The sequence below is a fragment of the Thiohalomonas denitrificans genome (assembly GCF_016841685.1).
GTDB lineage: Bacteria > Pseudomonadota > Gammaproteobacteria > Thiohalomonadales > Thiohalomonadaceae > Thiohalomonas > Thiohalomonas denitrificans_A.
Genome location: NZ_JAENYR010000037.1, coordinates 20,291 through 35,296 on the forward strand (window position 1 = coordinate 20,291; position 15,006 = coordinate 35,296).

Consider the following 15,006-nt stretch of genomic DNA (forward strand, 5'->3'; position numbering starts at 1 on the left):
TGGGTCACGGCTCGCCGTATACGTGAAGCCGTGCCGATTAAAACCTGAGTAACTTGCTTGATTATTGAATACTTTGGGACAGCTAATGGAAGAATCAAGGCTCAAGCTGATCCAGAGGATTCACAATTCACCAGAGGATCGCAAGGGTCAGGGGTTAAAAAAAGGGCCGGCTTGACCGGCCGGCCCTTGATTCGACACTGCTACAGGTGTTGCGTTCCGCTCAATCAGTAGCCGCCGCCGACTTTTCAGACCCCTTGTAGATAAGCAGCGGTTCCGATTCACCGTTAATCACGCCATTATCGATAACAACCTTGCTGACCCCGTCCATGGAGGGGAGGTCATACATGATGTCCAGCAGTACCGACTCGAGAATCGACCGGAGCCCGCGGGCGCCGGTCTTGCGCTGCATGGCCTTGGTCGCCACGGCCATTAGAGCGTCCTCGCGCAGCTCGAACTCCACGCCCTCCATCTCAAACAGCTTGGTATACTGCTTGGACAGGGCATTCTTCGGCTCCGTGAGGATCTGAACCAGCGCCTCCTCGTCCAGCTCCTCCAGTGTGGCATGAACCGGCAAGCGCCCCACGAATTCCGGAATCAGCCCGTATTTGACCAGGTCTTCCGGCTCGACGGTCTGAACGACCTCGCTCGCGCTCCTGGTAGTGGCCTTGCTTCTCACCTCGGCGGCAAAACCGATACCACCCTTTTCGGAGCGGTCGCGAATCACCTTCTCGAGCCCGGAAAACGCGCCACCGCAGATGAACAGCATGCCACTGGTGTCCACCTGCAGAAACTCCTGCTGCGGATGTTTGCGGCCACCCTGCGGCGGAACCGAGGCGACAGTCCCTTCGATAAGCTTCAGCAAAGCCTGCTGCACACCCTCGCCGGAAACATCACGGGTAATCGACGGGTTGTCCGACTTACGGGAAATCTTGTCGATTTCATCGATGTACACAATGCCACTCTGTGCCTTATCGACATCGTAATCGCACTTCTGCAGCAACTTCTGAATGATGTTCTCCACATCCTCGCCGACATATCCCGCCTCGGTCAGCGTGGTGGCGTCGGCAATGGTGAACGGCACGTTGAGCAACCGCGCCAGCGTCTCCGCCAGCAGGGTTTTGCCGCTACCGGTGGGGCCGATCAGGAGAATATTGCTTTTCGACAGCTCGACTTCGTCTTTCTTGAGGCCGGCCTCCAGGCGTTTGTAGTGGTTGTACACCGCCACGGAAAGCACCTTTTTGGCCCGCTTCTGCCCGATCACGTACTCATCGAGACTATCGTTGATCTCGTGGGGCGTCGGCAGTTTACTCCGGGAAGTGCCGGTCGCGTCCTCCTGCACCTCTTCACGGATAATATCGTTGCAAAGTTCAACGCACTCATCACAGATGAAGACGGAAGGACCGGCGATCAGCTTCCGTACTTCATGCTGGCTCTTTCCGCAAAAAGAGCAGTACAGCAGCTTGCCATTATCTTCGCCCGTATTTTTACTCTCGTCGCTCATCAGCCTTCCCCATCCGAATGCCGGGTATCTGTCTTACAACATGCAGGGTCAGAGCCTATTTTTCAAGCCCGACCCGGTTACTATGTTATTGGTTCCGCCCGGCGCCGGGTTATTTACCCACCGTCGAGAGGGTCGCTTCACGATTTTCGAGCACGGAGTCGATCAATCCATACTCGATGGCCATTTCACCACTCATGAAGTTGTCACGCTCGGTATCCGCCTGAATGCGTTCGAGCGGCTGCTTCGTGTGCTTGGCCAGGATCCCGTTGAGCCGGGCACGCGTATCCAGGATCTCCCTGGCATGGATCTCAAAGTCCGTAGCCTGGCCCTGGAATCCACCCAGAGGCTGATGGATCATCACTCGGGAGTGAGGCAACGCATAGCGTTTGCCCTCAGCACCGCCGGCAAGCAGTATCGCCCCCATGCTGGCCGCCTGACCGATGCACAGGGTGCTCACATCCGGTTTGATGAACTGCATCGTGTCATAGATCGAAAGCCCGGCGGTAACCGCACCGCCCGGCGAATTGATGTAGAGATGGATATCCTTGTCCGGGTTTTCCGATTCGAGGAACAGCAGCTGGGCTACCAGCAGGTTCGCCGAGTAATCCTCGACCGGCCCCACCATGAAAATGACCCGTTCCTTGAGCAGTCTCGAATAGATATCGTAGGCGCGCTCGCCGCGCGAAGTCTGCTCCACTACCATGGGCACAAGACCCACGTTGGAAATCGTATGCCCTTGATTCATGGTGTTGTTATCGGTCATCGTTACCTATCCCTTTTGAGTTTCACTACTGCTGAGGGTTCATGAGTTCATCAAAGCCCTTGGACTTCTCGCTGACTTTCGCCCGCTCCAGAACCCAATCCACGACACGATCTTCGAGCACTACCGACTCCACCTCACCGAGGCGGCGCTGATCGCCGAAGTACCAGCTCAGGACCTCTTCGGGTTTCTCATAGCTGGCTGCAATCTTCTCAACCGCCGCCCGCACCTGGTCGGATTCCGCCTTGAGTTCATTGCGCTTGATGATTTCGGCGAGGATCAGGCCGAGGGTCACACGCTTGGCAGCCTGCTCCTCGAACATGGAGGGGGATAGATCCGGCCCCTGCTTGCCTTGCGGCACTTGCATGTTTTGCCGCATCTGCTCGAGAAGCGCCTGGCTTTCGTTTTCGATCAGTGCCCTGGGAATCTCGACCTTGTTCAGCTCGACCAGCTTGTCCATCACCTGCTGTTTGACCCGGCCTTTCAGGGATTGTTCAAGCTCGCGTTCCATGTTGTCGCGAACTTCCTTTTTGAGGGCTTCGGCGCTCTCGACTCCAAAACGCTTGGCGAACTCGTCGTCAATCTCCGGCAGATTGGGCTGCTCGACCGCGTGAATTTTGACCTGGAACTGGACCGGCTTACCGGCGACTTCCTTATAACCATAGTCGTCCGGGAAACCAAGATCGAGGGTACGCTCCTCACCGGCCTTCGCGCCCTTCAGCCCCTCTTCAAAACCTGAAATCATGCGGCCGCTGCCAAGGGTCACGGGGACATTCTCACCTTCACCGCCCTGGAAGGACTCACCATCGATGGTGCCTTTGAAGTCGACCACCACCCGGTCGCCCTCCCGGGCTTCGCGGTCGACCTTCTCCCACTCGGCGTTCTGTTTACGCAGGGTATCCAGCATCCTGTCGACATCGGCATCGGTCACCTCGGCAGTGACCTTTTCGATCTCGGCACCCTCCAGAGAGGCAGGCTCCACTTCGGGCATTACCTCGAAGATGGCAGTGTAAGCAAATCCTTCTGCATCCTCGTCGCCCTCTTTCGGTTCAATCCGGGGATGACCGGCGGGACGAAGGTTTTCCCGGGCCACGGCTTCATAGAAGCTGGATTGCACCATTTCCCCGAGGACCTCCTGGCGAACCTGGCTGCCGTAACGGCTTTTGACCACCTTCATCGGCACTTTGCCAGGCCGGAAACCCTTGATACGAGTGGTGCGCGCCATCTGCTGGAGACGCTTGTCAACCTCCCGGGAAATCTGCTCCTCGGGGAGGTCAACGGTCATGCGGCGCTCGAGTCCGCCAGTCGCTTCTACTGAAACCTGCATCTTAACTCCTTGAGATTTCTACAATTCAATAGCGTGAAAACCGATGGACAAAACCTTCACTTGGGAATCACACAAAACCTGTTCGAAGCAGATCACCGCCCCGACCCTGATGTAAATGGTGCGAAAGGAGAGACTCGAACTCTCACGGGTTGCCCCACTGGAACCTAAATCCAGCGCGTCTACCAATTCCGCCACTTTCGCTAAAATTCCGGGGATTATACAAAGAGAAGGGGTGCACGGACAGAGGGCGTACGTTTCCGCGCATAACCGCATGATAGTGGCATTTAAAAAGCAAAGACCCCTCACGTGAGGGGTCAACTACGTATCTGGTGGGCCGTCAAGGATTCGAACCTTGGACCTACTGATTAAGAGTCAGCTGCTCTACCAACTGAGCTAACGGCCCCGTGAAGGTCACCTAGTAAATCAAATTCGGCGGCAGCGATCAAGCCCAACTTCGAGATTGAGGGCAGTCGCACTGCTGTTCTTTTGATAACATAGTCGTTCAACCGCATGCGTGGAAAGTCGTGGAGTTTCCCCTAATTGCCGGATTCATTGTCGGCCTGTTCAATACCCTTCACTGTGTCGGAATGTGCGGAGGGATAATGGGTGCGCTTACCTTCAGCCTGCCCGCCGAGGTGCGCGAACGACGCCCGCGACTTCTGACCTATCTGGCCGCTTACAACAGCGGCCGCATTCTCAGCTACGCTGCAGCCGGCGCCCTGCTCGGCGGACTGGGTGGAAGTCTGCTCGGCATCTTTGGCGATCGGGGGCACGCGCTGCTGCAAGGACTCGCCGCTCTCCTGATGACCGGTATCGGCTTGTATATCGCCGGTTGGTTTCCCAAATTCGCGTTGGTGGAGCGACTCGGCATACCGTTATGGCGCCGTCTCGAACCGCTCGGGCGCAGGATGCTGCCGGTTCGTTCTCCCGTACAGGCCCTGCTATACGGGACCATTTGGGGCTGGCTTCCGTGCGGTACTGTTTACAGCATGCTGCTCTGGACCGTCGCGGCCGAGGGACCGGTTGAAGGCATGCTCGCAATGGCCGCATTCGGAGCCGGTACTTTACCTGCCGTTATGGGCGCGGGTATGCTTACCGCATGGCTGGGCCGCATCAGCCGCCGTCCCGCGATTCGTCGTGTTGCCGGCATGAGCCTGATCGCACTGGCTATCGGCAGTGTTGCCCTCATAGAGCCACTGCACCAATTAGGACCTTCGCTTTCTATCCACTAAAGTGATTAGGCATGAGCTCATTCGAAAAAGAACTACTGGGTGGTGCCCCCGAATTCCAGGCGGTGATCCGTTCCGCTGAAGTGATCGCCGCAACTGACGTTACCGTCCTGATCCTGGGAGAGAGCGGCACCGGAAAAGAACTGCTGGCCCGAGCGGTCCATGCTCAAAGCAGACGGGCAGAGGCGCCGTTTGTGACCATCAACTGCGCCGCCCTGCCGGAAGGACTCGCCGAATCCGAGCTCTTCGGCCACTGCAGAGGTGCGTTTACCGGGGCGGTCAACGAAAATGGTGGACGCGTGCGGGCGGCCGAAGGCGGAACCCTGTTCCTGGACGAGATCGGCGAACTTCCTCCGGCTATCCAGGCCAAACTGTTGCGTTTTCTCGAATCCGGCGAATGCCAGGCAGTGGGGAGCACCTACTGCCGTCAGGTCAATACCCGCATTATTGCTGCCACCCATCGCAACCTGCACGCGCTGGTTCAGGAAGGCCGCTTCCGTGAAGACCTCTATTACCGGCTTAACGTAATACCGCTGGAAGTACCACCCCTTCGCCATCGCACCGGTGACACTCTGCGGCTGGTGCCGATATTCACCCGCCAGCTGTCCGACCAGCACGGGTTAGAGACGCCGCGCCTCCTGCCCGAAGCCCTCGATGCGATGAGAACCTACGATTGGCCCGGCAACATCAGAGAGTTGCGCAATGTTTGCGAACGGCTGGTAATCCTTTTCGGCGGACGCGAGGTCACGGTGGATAACCTTCCCGCCGAAATACGGCGTAAGAAAACCACCGCCACCCGGGTTAACGGGTTCGAGCTTCCGGAAGGGGGGATTCGTTTCGACCAGCTGGAGCAGTCGCTGCTCCTCCAGGCGCTGGAAAAAAGCCGCGGCAATCGCAGCCGGGCCGCCCGTCTGGTCGGACTCACCCGCGATACCTTTCTCTATCGTCTGAAGAAGTATGCGATCGGCTGAAGCTACCGGGTGATTCGCATCACAATATCCACAAAGGCATTGATCGGGCAGGAGGCGGGACTCCCCTCCCGCACCAGCAAAAAGGGCGCACCATGGTGCGCCCTTTTTCATGCAACGGGGATTTAATGGCCCATGGAGCTATGGTCCATTTTTCCACCGCTCATGCCGCCCATGGAGCCGCTGGCACGGACCTCGTACATCAATTCCATTTTCTCTCCATCCGCAAACTCGAGCGTTACCGGCACTTTTTCGCCCGCCTTCAGCGCCTGTTTCGGCTTCATGAGCATCAGGTGATATCCCTTCGGCTCGAATGTGACAGACCCGCCCGCCGGAATCGTCACTTTCATTTGATGGACCATCTTGGCCAACCCGTCCTCTACGATGGTTTTGTGCAGCATCACATTGTCGTAAGCGGGGCTCTGCGCGGCCACCAGGGCGCGCTCCTGTTCACCATGGTTATGGACCACCATGTAGCCCGCCATGGCCTTGGAAGTCGGAGGCGCCTCCCGAATCCATGGATTCTCCACCATCACCCCGTTTCCAGCGGCCTGTACTGCGGCGGACAGACAGAGGAACGCTGGAATCACCAGTGTCTTTAGCACTTTCATCATCTCTTCCCTTCTCGGTTGTCAAAAAAACACAAACCTCCACCGGAACGGTCCGGTGACAGGCTTTTTCACTCAGAATTGTGCCGAGGCCTGTAGCCATAGGGTACGGCCCGGCTCGTTGACCCTTTCAACCTGCTCAAACCCCTCGATATCGACGCCTCCCTTACTAAGATGCTCGACGTAGGTCTTATCCAGCACGTTATCGATCCCGGCCGTTAGTTTGACATTTTCGCTGGGCCGATAACCGGCATGCATGGATAATACCCCGAAGCCGGGGGTGGTACCGAAATCCTGTCCGGCAATCGAGCCGCTACCGACATCCACGCGGTCCTGTTCCGCCGCCGCGCGCAACAGGACGCCGGCCAGATAGGTCCGGTTATCGTAATCCAGTGCCAGCGTCCCCTCGAGCGGAGGGATCTGGGCCAGCGCCCTGTCGTCGGTTTCGTTCTCCCCGCGCACATAGGCCAGGGTACCGGTCATCCGCCAGTCGGCAGCGAACTTCCAGGTCAAATCTCCCTCCAGGCCATAGGTAACCGCGTCTATATTGCGCGCCTGTCCACCCTCCCAATCGATAAGGATGTAATCCTGGATGTCGGCGTAGAACGCCGCCAGGTTTCCGGCCAGCGCCGGGGTCCCGTAGCCGAGCCCCAGATCCAGCTGGGTATTGACTTCGGGATCCACCTCGAAGGTCTTGTTGCGTTCCCAGAAGTCGGGCGAACGTTCTGCGCGACCGAGGCCGGCGAACACCGTTACGGGCGATTGCAGGCTGCGTTCATAGCGCACGAATGCACCGCGGGTGGTGTCCTCGTCCCCGGTTCCCGGCGATGCCCCTCCCACCTCGATCTCCTCCACCGTGGTATCCGTGCGATCCATTCGCACACCGGCGAAAAGCGCATCCCGGACATTCAGTTGATGTTCGAACTCGGCAAACACCCCGGTGCGGGAGAAGGAGAGATCGTCCATGCGTGGCTTGCTGTCGAAATCGGGATCCGGGGCGGAGGCCATCGCCTGAGCCCCTCGTTTACTGTGTTGATCCTCCTGGTAGTCGATACCAAGGGTGGCAAACGTCATCCCGCCCAGATTGAGGTCCATGCTGGCCCGTGCCCCTGTGGTATCCCGGTCGGGATTCATCACCATTTTCATCATGCCGGGCTCGCGCAGCGTGTAGTTATCCATGACGTGATCGACGTAGTTGGTGTAATACTGCAGTTCCAGCTTCTCGACGTTTCGAGAGAGGCGCATCTTCTCGAACTTCAGACCGTAACCCTCCCGCTCAAAAGCGGACCCATCCAGCGAACGATCGGCATAGGCCGCTTCGCCATCGCTGCGATCAATCGACAACTCGAGCCGAGTATCCTCACTGGGCGTCCAGCCGCCAATCGCCGTACCGCTCCAGCGCCGATACTCGGAATGAATTTCGGTGCCGTCACCGTCCTCGTAATCATCCACCTCGGACCGGGTACCAATCACACGAAGAAATCCCTTCTGCGCCCCCAGCGTAGCATCCACCACCTGATCGTTGCGGCCATAGCTGCCCACCAGGCCGTTGGCAAAGAAGCGCTGGTCCGGTTCCTCGAAACGTTCGGTGCGCCTCTCGAACAGAACCGTACCCGCTACGTTACCCGGCCCATAAAGAACCGTCTGGGGCCCCTTGATCACGGTAACCTCATCGAAGGAGCCGGGATAGATATAGGCCGTCGGCGGGTCCATGCGACCACCACAACCCCCGAAAAGATAATTACCGTCCTGCAGTATATTAAGACGTGAGCCCGCCAAACCGCGCAGCACCGGATCCCCGGATGTTCCGCCCTTGCGCACCACGGAAAAACCGGCGATGTTCTTGAGGAAATCGGCACCATCGGCGGCGGGCACCGGCTGCCGCGGCGCCTTGGGATCGGTGGTCACCACCAGCGGATCCGACATGGTGGGCGCGGTGACCACAACCGTGCCGATATCCTCCGCACCGGCCGCCAGAGGCAATAGCCCCAGAGCAAGGGCACAGCAAAGCTTTTTCTCTTTTATCATCGTTTTCTCTTTTAAAAAGCGGGACATTTCAATTCATTAGCGAAGCGCAAAGGTCATCCTGAAAGAAACCTCGAGCGGCAACGCTACCGTCTCCGGCGGCATGGGCATCGGCAGGGCCGCTTCAACAGCATCCTTCGCGGCCGCTTGCAGAACGCTGTTTTTCCCGGCCGTGTGAAGGCCCCGAATTTCACCCCTCTCCCGGATCGAAAAGGTCACCTCCACCTCCCCTTGAATCCCCCGGCGGCGTGCCGCGCGGGGGTAATGTTTATGCCCTTCAATCCGGGCGATAAGGCGGGCGAAATATTCGTTTTTCTCCCGTTCGGTCAGTTTCGGGTCATTCACTGCCTGCCCGGCGACCGCCGGGGGCAGTTCCATCGCCTTTTCTGCAGTCGGCTGTGACGGCGACGGTGGCGCTTGCGGCTGCGGCTCCGTTTCGACCGGCTCTGGACGCATCTCCGGTTCGGGTCGCTGCACCGGTTCCGGCTCAGGTTCGGGTTCCGGCTTTGGTTCGGGCTCCGGCTTCGGCTTCGGTTTCGGAGGCTCGGGTTCAGGCTCAGACGGCTTATCAACCGCCTCTGGCGGCACTTCCGGCGGAGGCGAAGCCACGGAACGAAAACTGACTCGCGTTACCGCCTGTTGCTGGTTTGGAAGCGGCTCTTCCGCACCCAGCCGAGCACCAGCGTTGAGGAACAGACTTCCATGAACCATCGCGGAGATCAGAAACGCTCCAACCCAGATCCCTGCATCGCGCCGTCTCATTTCGTTTCGGTTACGATGTCCACTGCTTCGGCCCCGGCCTTCCGTGCCTTATCCAGAACCTTCACCGCCGAACCGAGATCTGCACCGCGATCCCCGCGAATACGTACGATGCGATTCTCACGCTGCTCCAGAGAGCGGCGTAGCGTAGCTTCCAGGGCCTCGGGCTCGACCACATGATCATTCACCAGAAAGCGGCCCTGGGCATTGATGATCACTTCCAGTTGACCATCCTCCCCGGTGGCCTCACCACTTTCCGCCACCGGCAGATCGATATTGAGGGCCTCTTCCCGCACAAAATGCGAGGTCAGCATGAAGAACACCAGCAGCAGAAAAACGGCATCGATCAGCGGCGTCAGGTTGGGCATTTGCGTGGCACGCCGCCGCCCTTCAAAGTGCATGGAGCACTCCGTCCCGATGGTGCACCGCTCCCTCCTCCGTATCCGACTCCGGGGCATGCGGAAGCCGTTCCAACACGAGGGAAGCGCACGCCTTCATGGACTGTGCACGACGGTCCGCCATCCCTTCCAGCAGGTGCAGAATGAGCAGGACGGGGATGGCTACTGCAAGCCCGACGCCGGTCGTGACCATCGCCTCCCAGATGCCGCCGGCCAGGGCCTGTGCGTCTACCCTGCCTCCAGCGGCCTCGATAACCATAAAGGCCTTGATCATGCCCGTGATGGTGCCGAACAGTCCAAGCAGCGGCGCGGTGTTGCCGAGAATGGCCAGGGTTCGAAAGCCCCGTTCCATGCGCTGCAGTTCCTGAGAGCCTACCCGCTCTGCAACACGACTCAGTTCACGGATTCCCTCATTGCTGGCCTCGAGCACTGCGCTCATGACATTCACTTCCGGGCCCCGGTGCCGGGCCGTCAGCTTGCCGAGCCCACCCACATGGAGCGCCGAGCGGGCCTGACTCCCGAAATTGTTGGGGACGCGGCCAAGCAGCGAAAAATGGATCAAACGCTCGACAATGATGGTCAAAGCCACCAGGGAATAACCGGCCAGGATCCACACCACTGGTCCGCCTTTCGCGAACAATTCCGAAATCATCATTATGGTCGCACCGTCCGAAACAAGAGCAAAACAGAATTGACCGCACCGGTGCGGTCAATCGTGGCGTTCTTGCAGAAGGCATGCCAAACATAACCCACTGATAAAATTCATCATTGCGGAAAAAAGGCGGCTGCGTGTGTGGCATATGACACGGCAGCCGCGGCATATGCCGCGCGGGCATTCCAGCACGGGCGATTGCCGAGGAAGAAGTGGATCTTGAGAAGGCGCAGGAAAGACAAAAAAAAAGCTTAGGCGATGCCTAAGCTTTCTTGTATGGGGTGGACGAGGGGACTTGAACCCCCGACCACTGGAGTCACAATCCAGGGCTCTACCAACTGAGCTACGTCCACCACTGTACTTTGTACTACCGGGCATTTGGCGCGCCCGGCAGGACTCGAACCTGCGACCCTCGGCTTAGAAGGCCGATGCTCTATCCAGCTGAGCTACGGGCGCCTTGATCGAGCCTTTTGTCCCCACTTCGGGACGTTCTGGTCGGGGTAGAGGGATTCGAACCCCCGACATCCTGCTCCCAAAGCAGGCGCGCTACCAGACTGCGCTATACCCCGAGTATTTCGCGAAACGACTCAGGAAACCGTTATGTGCGCGAGGAAGCCGGCGATGATACCCATCAAGTCGCCCGTCGTCAATCGCCTGTCCCTTCAACATCAGGGCAACCGCCTACTTTGAAGCGAGCACCAAGCTTGTGTATGCGTTTACCCGGAAGATCCCCGGCCGGCTTGGCGTCAATCGGACCCCATGCGAGAATTACACGTTTTTCACGGTCGTTCCAAACGGGGCAGCGAATGAGCGCACAGATCATCGATGGTAAAGCCACCGCGGCGGCAATCCGCAGTGAACTGAAACAAAAGGTAGACGAACGCCTCGCGGCCGGCGGCCATGCACCCGGACTGGCGGTGATCCTGGTTGGCGAAGATCCCGCTTCCCGGGTCTATGTGGCGCACAAGCGCAAGGATTGCGACGAGGTAGGCTTCAACTCGGTCTCTCACGATCTCTCGGCAGACACCTCACAGGAGAAACTGCTCGCACTGATCGACGATCTCAATGCCGATCCGGCCATAGACGGCATTCTGGTCCAGCTGCCACTGCCGAAGCAGATCGACACCCAGGCAGTGATCGAGCGCATTGATCCGTACAAGGATGTCGATGGCTTCCACCCCTGCAACGTGGGGCGCCTGGCCCTGCGCATGCCGACCCTGCGCCCCTGCACGCCACGCGGTGTGATGACCCTGCTGGAAGGTACAGGCGAGCCTCTGGAGGGCAAGAACGCAGTCGTAGTGGGCGCCTCCAACATCGTTGGACGTCCCATGGCCCTGGAACTGCTGATGGCCCGCTGTACCGTCACCATCTGTCACAGCAAGACACGCGATCTGCGGGCCCACCTGGCCGGTGCCGACATCGTGGTGGCTGCGGTCGGGATCCCCGAATTCATAAAGGGCGAGTGGATCAAGCCTGGAGCGATGGTGATGGATGTGGGTATCAACCGCCGGGAGGATGGCCGATTGGTGGGCGATGTGGAGTTTGATAGCGCAAGGGAGCGCGCAGGCTGGATTACGCCGGTGCCGGGCGGTGTCGGCCCCATGACCCGCGCTACCCTGCTCCAGAATACCTTTGACGCTGCCGTGCGCCGGGATTCCTGACCGACAGGGAGCAGTGGCGGAAAACGCTGTTGCCCCGTCAGCGGCTCAACGGTGCTTGGCGACGACGTCATCGACCCAGCTAAGGGCTGCGGCGACGTTGGGAAAACCAATCGTGCTGGTGACGAGGATGATGGCGTGCCGCACCTCGTCCGGAGTGGCCCCGGACTCCAGGGCGCGCCGGGCATGGCTATGGACAGCACCTTCCGAGCGCAAGGCAGCGGCGGCGCCCAACTGCACCAGGTGCGCCATCTTGTCCTCCAGGGGGCCGGCCTTGCGTACCGCCGCTCCCAACTCATCGACGGCTTCGATAAAGCCGGGATAACGCTCCTGAATCGACTGGTGCCAACCGGGTTTAGGGGCTTGCTCGGACATCATGACCTCCGCGACGAATAAGGTATTTCAGTCCACATAATAGCCGCCCTTCCCCACCTCAACCGAACTCGTTACTGCTGTCCGGAAGCAGTGGCAGGAACCGCATGTTCGCTACCGGTCCAATGGCAGTGCCGTTTAGGCCTCCTGAAGAACTTAGCGAACCATTGAAGCTCGAACCACGGGGAACACGGGGCACACGAGGGAGAAAATATCCGAACAACTTGTTGTACCCCGTGCTCCACGTGTACGCCGTGGTTACCCGTTCTTCATTGATTCTGGCCTTGTGCAGCAGGGGGTACGGCTCGCAATGACGTCCGCGTTCTCTCGAGTCGCTTGGTGGATGCGCTTCGCTTATCCCACCCTACCAGGTGATTACTCTGAACCACGGGGAACACAACCTGTTTTACCCCGTGCTCCCCGTGTACCCCGTGGTTACCAGCTCTTCATTGATTCGGGCCTGCACAGCAGGGGGTACGGCTCGTAAAAACGTCCGCGTTCTCTCGATTTGCTTGGTGGATGCGCTTCGCTTATCCCACCCTACCAGGTGATTACTCTGAACCACGGAGAACACGGGCGCACGGGGAAGAAAAAACTGAACAACTTGTTTTACCCCCTGGTCCCCGTGCTCCCCGTGGTTACCAACTCTTCATTTTCCGCGTTCTCTCGAGTCGCTTGGTGGATGCGCTTCGCTTATCCACCCTACCCGTCGATTACTCCGAACAGCCGGGAAACGAACAACCTGTTTTACCCCGTGCTCCCCGTGTACCCCGTGGTTACCAGCTCTTCATTGATTCGGGGCCGCGCAGTGACGGGGTTGGGCTGGCAATGAATTCTACTCCCGGCGCCAGGTGGTCCCCCCGGGCGAATCCTCGAGCACGATCCCTTGCGCCTGGAGTTCATCGCGGATGCGATCGGCGGTGGCGAAGTCCCGGTTCTGGCGCGCCAGGATGCGTTCCTCGATGAGCTTGTCGATCTCCTCATCCGAGGGTCCGCCGGCTGCAGCACCGCCTCGGAGAAACGCCTGCGGGTCCCGCTGCAAGAGCCCGAGCAGACCCGCCAGAGACATGAGCAGCGCGCCGTACCGACCGGCCCGCTCCGGCTCCGAATCCCGGCAACGATTCATCTCGTGGGCCAGTTCGAACAGGACCGCCAGCGCCTCGGAGGTACCGAAATCATCATCCATGGCCGCATAGAAGCGTTCGGCGTGACCGTCCGGTTCCCCCGCTTCCACAGGTGGCAAATCGAGCCCCTTCATTGCGTTGTAGAGCGTGGTGAGCGCGGCCTTGGCACTCTCCAGATGCTGGTCCGAATAATTGAGAGGACTGCGGTAGTGGCTGGTGAGGATGAAATAGCGCACCACCTCCGGGTCGTACTGCTTGAGCACGTCCCGGATGGTGAAGAAATTGCCCAGGGACTTGGACATCTTCTCGTCATCGATGCGCACGAACCCGTTGTGTAGCCAGTAATTGACAAATTTACAGCCGCAGGCGCCCTCGGACTGGGCAATCTCGTTTTCGTGGTGGGGAAACTGCAGGTCCAGCCCGCCACCATGAATATCGAAGTGTTGACCCAGACTGTGGGTCGACATGGCCGAACACTCGATGTGCCAACCCGGCCGGCCCTTGCCCCAGGGCGAATCCCAGGCCGGCTCGTCCGGTTTGGCCGCCTTCCAGAGCACAAAATCGAGCGGGTCCCGCTTCGCCTCCCCGACCTCCACCCGTGATCCGGCACGCAGGTCATCGGGGTTCTTTCCGGAGAGCCGGCCGTATCCCTCGAAACTGGAGACGTCGTAGTAGACATCGCCGTTATCCGCCGGGTAGGCATGATCCTTTTCGATCAGCATCCCGATCATGTCGATGATCTGGGACATGTAGAGGGTGGCACGCGGCTCCTCATCGGGCTCCTCGACGCCGAGCGCCTTCGCATCCTCGTGCATGAAGCCGATGAAGCGTTCGGTCAGTGCACCGATATCCTCGCCGTTTTCATTGGCGCGGGCGATGATCTTGTCATCGATGTCGGTGATGTTGCGCACGTAGGTCACGTGCTCTTCGCCATAGAGATGGCGGAGGTAGCGGTTAATCACATCGAACACCACCAGCACGCGGGCGTGTCCGATATGGCAGTAGTCATACACCGTCATGCCGCAGACATACATCCTCACCCGCTCGGGATCGATGGGAACGAACGGCTCCTTCTTGCGGGTGAGATTGTTGTGGACCTTGAGTTCGTGCTGATACGCCATGGTTGGTTCCTGATGGGTTGACTACCGACTACACACACACCGCCTCCCCACACGCCGGCCCGGTGCGAACCGGCCACGAGATGAAATTTCGGGTGAGTCCGGGCATAGCCGCAAATGGTAGCCGAATCACGGAATCATCACCAATAGCGCCTGACGCCCGCGGGGACGCGTCCTCACTACTTGAGCTCCTCGGCGAATCTCTGCACACTCCGTGCCTCTGCGGTGCACCTGTATATTCTTGGCGCCTGTTGCTTTGGAGATCAACAAAGCGACCTCCCGACAAACTGCATACTTTGAAGCGAGCGATATAAGGGCACTCCTGTCAAATCCAATGGTTCTGCTCTTGATGAACTTGCCCCCCTGCTGCGCAAGCCGAATCAGTGACGAACTCTTAGCCGTCATTGCGAGCCGTACCCCCTGCTGCGCAGGCCCGAATCGGTGACGAACCTTTAGCCGTCATTGCGAGCCGTACCCCCTGCTGCGCAGGCCCGAATCAGTGACGAA

General features: G+C 59.1%; 13 protein-coding genes and 5 tRNA genes. 3 read left to right on the forward strand and 15 right to left on the reverse strand.

The genetic code is table 11. The features are described 5' to 3' along the window. Positions 1-220: 220 nt before the first annotated feature. The 5 genes from clpX to Q7L05_RS09655 form a co-directional block, all read right to left on the reverse strand. The gene (clpX, locus tag Q7L05_RS09635; protein ID WP_303905430.1) at positions 221-1,501 is read right to left on the reverse strand and encodes an ATP-dependent Clp protease ATP-binding subunit ClpX; all 1,281 of its coding nucleotides are present in this window, start codon (positions 1,499-1,501) and stop codon (positions 221-223) included. A 109-nt stretch (positions 1,502-1,610) separates the two neighbouring features. Further along, positions 1,611-2,264, reverse strand: a complete 654-nt coding sequence (gene clpP / locus Q7L05_RS09640; protein WP_303905431.1) for an ATP-dependent Clp endopeptidase proteolytic subunit ClpP — start codon at positions 2,262-2,264, stop codon at positions 1,611-1,613. Between the two features lie 25 nt (positions 2,265-2,289). Then, positions 2,290-3,588: a trigger factor gene (tig, locus tag Q7L05_RS09645; RefSeq protein ID WP_303905433.1), complete on the reverse strand. Its 1,299-nt coding sequence runs from the start codon at positions 3,586-3,588 to the stop codon at positions 2,290-2,292. Positions 3,589-3,704: 116 nt separating this feature from the next. Further along, positions 3,705-3,789, reverse strand: a tRNA-Leu gene (locus Q7L05_RS09650). A gap of 126 nt (positions 3,790-3,915) precedes the next feature. Further along, positions 3,916-3,991 (reverse strand) — tRNA-Lys (locus Q7L05_RS09655). Between the two features lie 121 nt (positions 3,992-4,112). Here Q7L05_RS09655 and Q7L05_RS09660 point away from each other — a divergent pair. Together Q7L05_RS09660 and Q7L05_RS09665 are read left to right on the forward strand one after the other, a co-directional pair. Beyond that, complete coding sequence (locus tag Q7L05_RS09660) at positions 4,113-4,820, forward strand: sulfite exporter TauE/SafE family protein (protein WP_303905436.1); 708 nt, start codon at positions 4,113-4,115, stop codon at positions 4,818-4,820. Between the two features lie 11 nt (positions 4,821-4,831). Beyond that, positions 4,832-5,788: a sigma-54 interaction domain-containing protein gene (locus Q7L05_RS09665; RefSeq protein ID WP_303905439.1), complete on the forward strand. Its 957-nt coding sequence runs from the start codon at positions 4,832-4,834 to the stop codon at positions 5,786-5,788. A 122-nt stretch (positions 5,789-5,910) separates the two neighbouring features. Here the strand turns inward: Q7L05_RS09665 and Q7L05_RS09670 are convergent, their stop codons facing one another. From Q7L05_RS09670 to Q7L05_RS09705, 8 genes are all read right to left on the reverse strand, one after another. Next, positions 5,911-6,399, reverse strand: a complete 489-nt coding sequence (locus Q7L05_RS09670; protein WP_303905442.1) for a copper chaperone PCu(A)C — start codon at positions 6,397-6,399, stop codon at positions 5,911-5,913. 69 nt (positions 6,400-6,468) lie between these two features. Further along, on the reverse strand, positions 6,469-8,421 hold the full coding sequence (locus Q7L05_RS09675; RefSeq protein ID WP_303905445.1) for a TonB-dependent copper receptor: 1,953 nt from the start codon (positions 8,419-8,421) through the stop codon (positions 6,469-6,471). Positions 8,422-8,457: 36 nt separating this feature from the next. Then, positions 8,458-9,180, reverse strand: coding sequence for a TonB family protein (locus Q7L05_RS09680; RefSeq protein ID WP_303905448.1), 723 nt, complete (start codon positions 9,178-9,180; stop codon positions 8,458-8,460). Further along, positions 9,177-9,578 carry an ExbD/TolR family protein gene (locus tag Q7L05_RS09685; protein WP_303905451.1) on the reverse strand — a complete coding sequence of 134 codons (402 nt, stop codon included), beginning with the start codon at positions 9,576-9,578 and terminating at the stop codon, positions 9,177-9,179. The genes Q7L05_RS09680 and Q7L05_RS09685 overlap by 4 nt, the downstream gene beginning before the upstream one ends. Further along, the gene (locus Q7L05_RS09690) at positions 9,568-10,230 is read right to left on the reverse strand and encodes a MotA/TolQ/ExbB proton channel family protein (protein ID WP_303905454.1); all 663 of its coding nucleotides are present in this window, start codon (positions 10,228-10,230) and stop codon (positions 9,568-9,570) included. Before Q7L05_RS09690 ends, Q7L05_RS09685 begins: the two co-directional genes overlap by 11 nt. A 274-nt stretch (positions 10,231-10,504) precedes the next feature. After that, positions 10,505-10,580 (reverse strand) — tRNA-His (locus Q7L05_RS09695). 26 nt (positions 10,581-10,606) lie between these two features. Next, positions 10,607-10,683: transfer RNA gene (locus Q7L05_RS09700), tRNA-Arg, on the reverse strand. Positions 10,684-10,719: 36 nt separating this feature from the next. Continuing rightward, positions 10,720-10,796: transfer RNA gene (locus Q7L05_RS09705), tRNA-Pro, on the reverse strand. Between the two features lie 237 nt (positions 10,797-11,033). On the opposite strand from Q7L05_RS09705, the gene folD reads away from it, so the two are divergent. Continuing rightward, positions 11,034-11,888 (forward strand): bifunctional methylenetetrahydrofolate dehydrogenase/methenyltetrahydrofolate cyclohydrolase FolD, encoded by an 855-nt coding sequence (folD, locus tag Q7L05_RS09710; protein WP_303905457.1) that lies wholly within the window; start codon positions 11,034-11,036, stop codon positions 11,886-11,888. A 45-nt stretch (positions 11,889-11,933) separates the two neighbouring features. Here the strand turns inward: folD and Q7L05_RS09715 are convergent, their stop codons facing one another. Both Q7L05_RS09715 and cysS read right to left on the reverse strand, forming a co-directional pair. Continuing rightward, positions 11,934-12,263, reverse strand: coding sequence for a carboxymuconolactone decarboxylase family protein (locus Q7L05_RS09715; protein WP_303905460.1), 330 nt, complete (start codon positions 12,261-12,263; stop codon positions 11,934-11,936). 829 nt (positions 12,264-13,092) lie between these two features. Beyond that, entirely contained in the window at positions 13,093-14,502 is a 1,410-nt protein-coding gene (cysS, locus tag Q7L05_RS09720; RefSeq protein WP_303905463.1) for a cysteine--tRNA ligase, read from the reverse strand. Positions 14,503-15,006 lie beyond the last annotated feature (504 nt).

Coding starts and splice junctions, on each gene's coding strand:
- clpX (WP_303905430.1), bottom strand. CDS start 1,501: ATGAGCGACGAGAGTAAAAATACGGGCGAAGATAATGGCAAGCTGCTG.
- clpP (WP_303905431.1), bottom strand. CDS start 2,264: ATGACCGATAACAACACCATGAATCAAGGGCATACGATTTCCAACGTG.
- tig (WP_303905433.1), bottom strand. CDS start 3,588: ATGCAGGTTTCAGTAGAAGCGACTGGCGGACTCGAGCGCCGCATGACC.
- Q7L05_RS09665 (WP_303905439.1), top strand. CDS start 4,832: ATGAGCTCATTCGAAAAAGAACTACTGGGTGGTGCCCCCGAATTCCAG.
- Q7L05_RS09670 (WP_303905442.1), bottom strand. CDS start 6,399: ATGATGAAAGTGCTAAAGACACTGGTGATTCCAGCGTTCCTCTGTCTG.
- Q7L05_RS09675 (WP_303905445.1), bottom strand. CDS start 8,421: ATGATAAAAGAGAAAAAGCTTTGCTGTGCCCTTGCTCTGGGGCTATTG.
- Q7L05_RS09680 (WP_303905448.1), bottom strand. CDS start 9,180: ATGAGACGGCGCGATGCAGGGATCTGGGTTGGAGCGTTTCTGATCTCC.
- Q7L05_RS09685 (WP_303905451.1), bottom strand. CDS start 9,578: ATGCACTTTGAAGGGCGGCGGCGTGCCACGCAAATGCCCAACCTGACG.
- Q7L05_RS09690 (WP_303905454.1), bottom strand. CDS start 10,230: ATGATGATTTCGGAATTGTTCGCGAAAGGCGGACCAGTGGTGTGGATC.
- folD (WP_303905457.1), top strand. CDS start 11,034: ATGAGCGCACAGATCATCGATGGTAAAGCCACCGCGGCGGCAATCCGC.
- Q7L05_RS09715 (WP_303905460.1), bottom strand. CDS start 12,263: ATGATGTCCGAGCAAGCCCCTAAACCCGGTTGGCACCAGTCGATTCAG.
- cysS (WP_303905463.1), bottom strand. CDS start 14,502: ATGGCGTATCAGCACGAACTCAAGGTCCACAACAATCTCACCCGCAAG.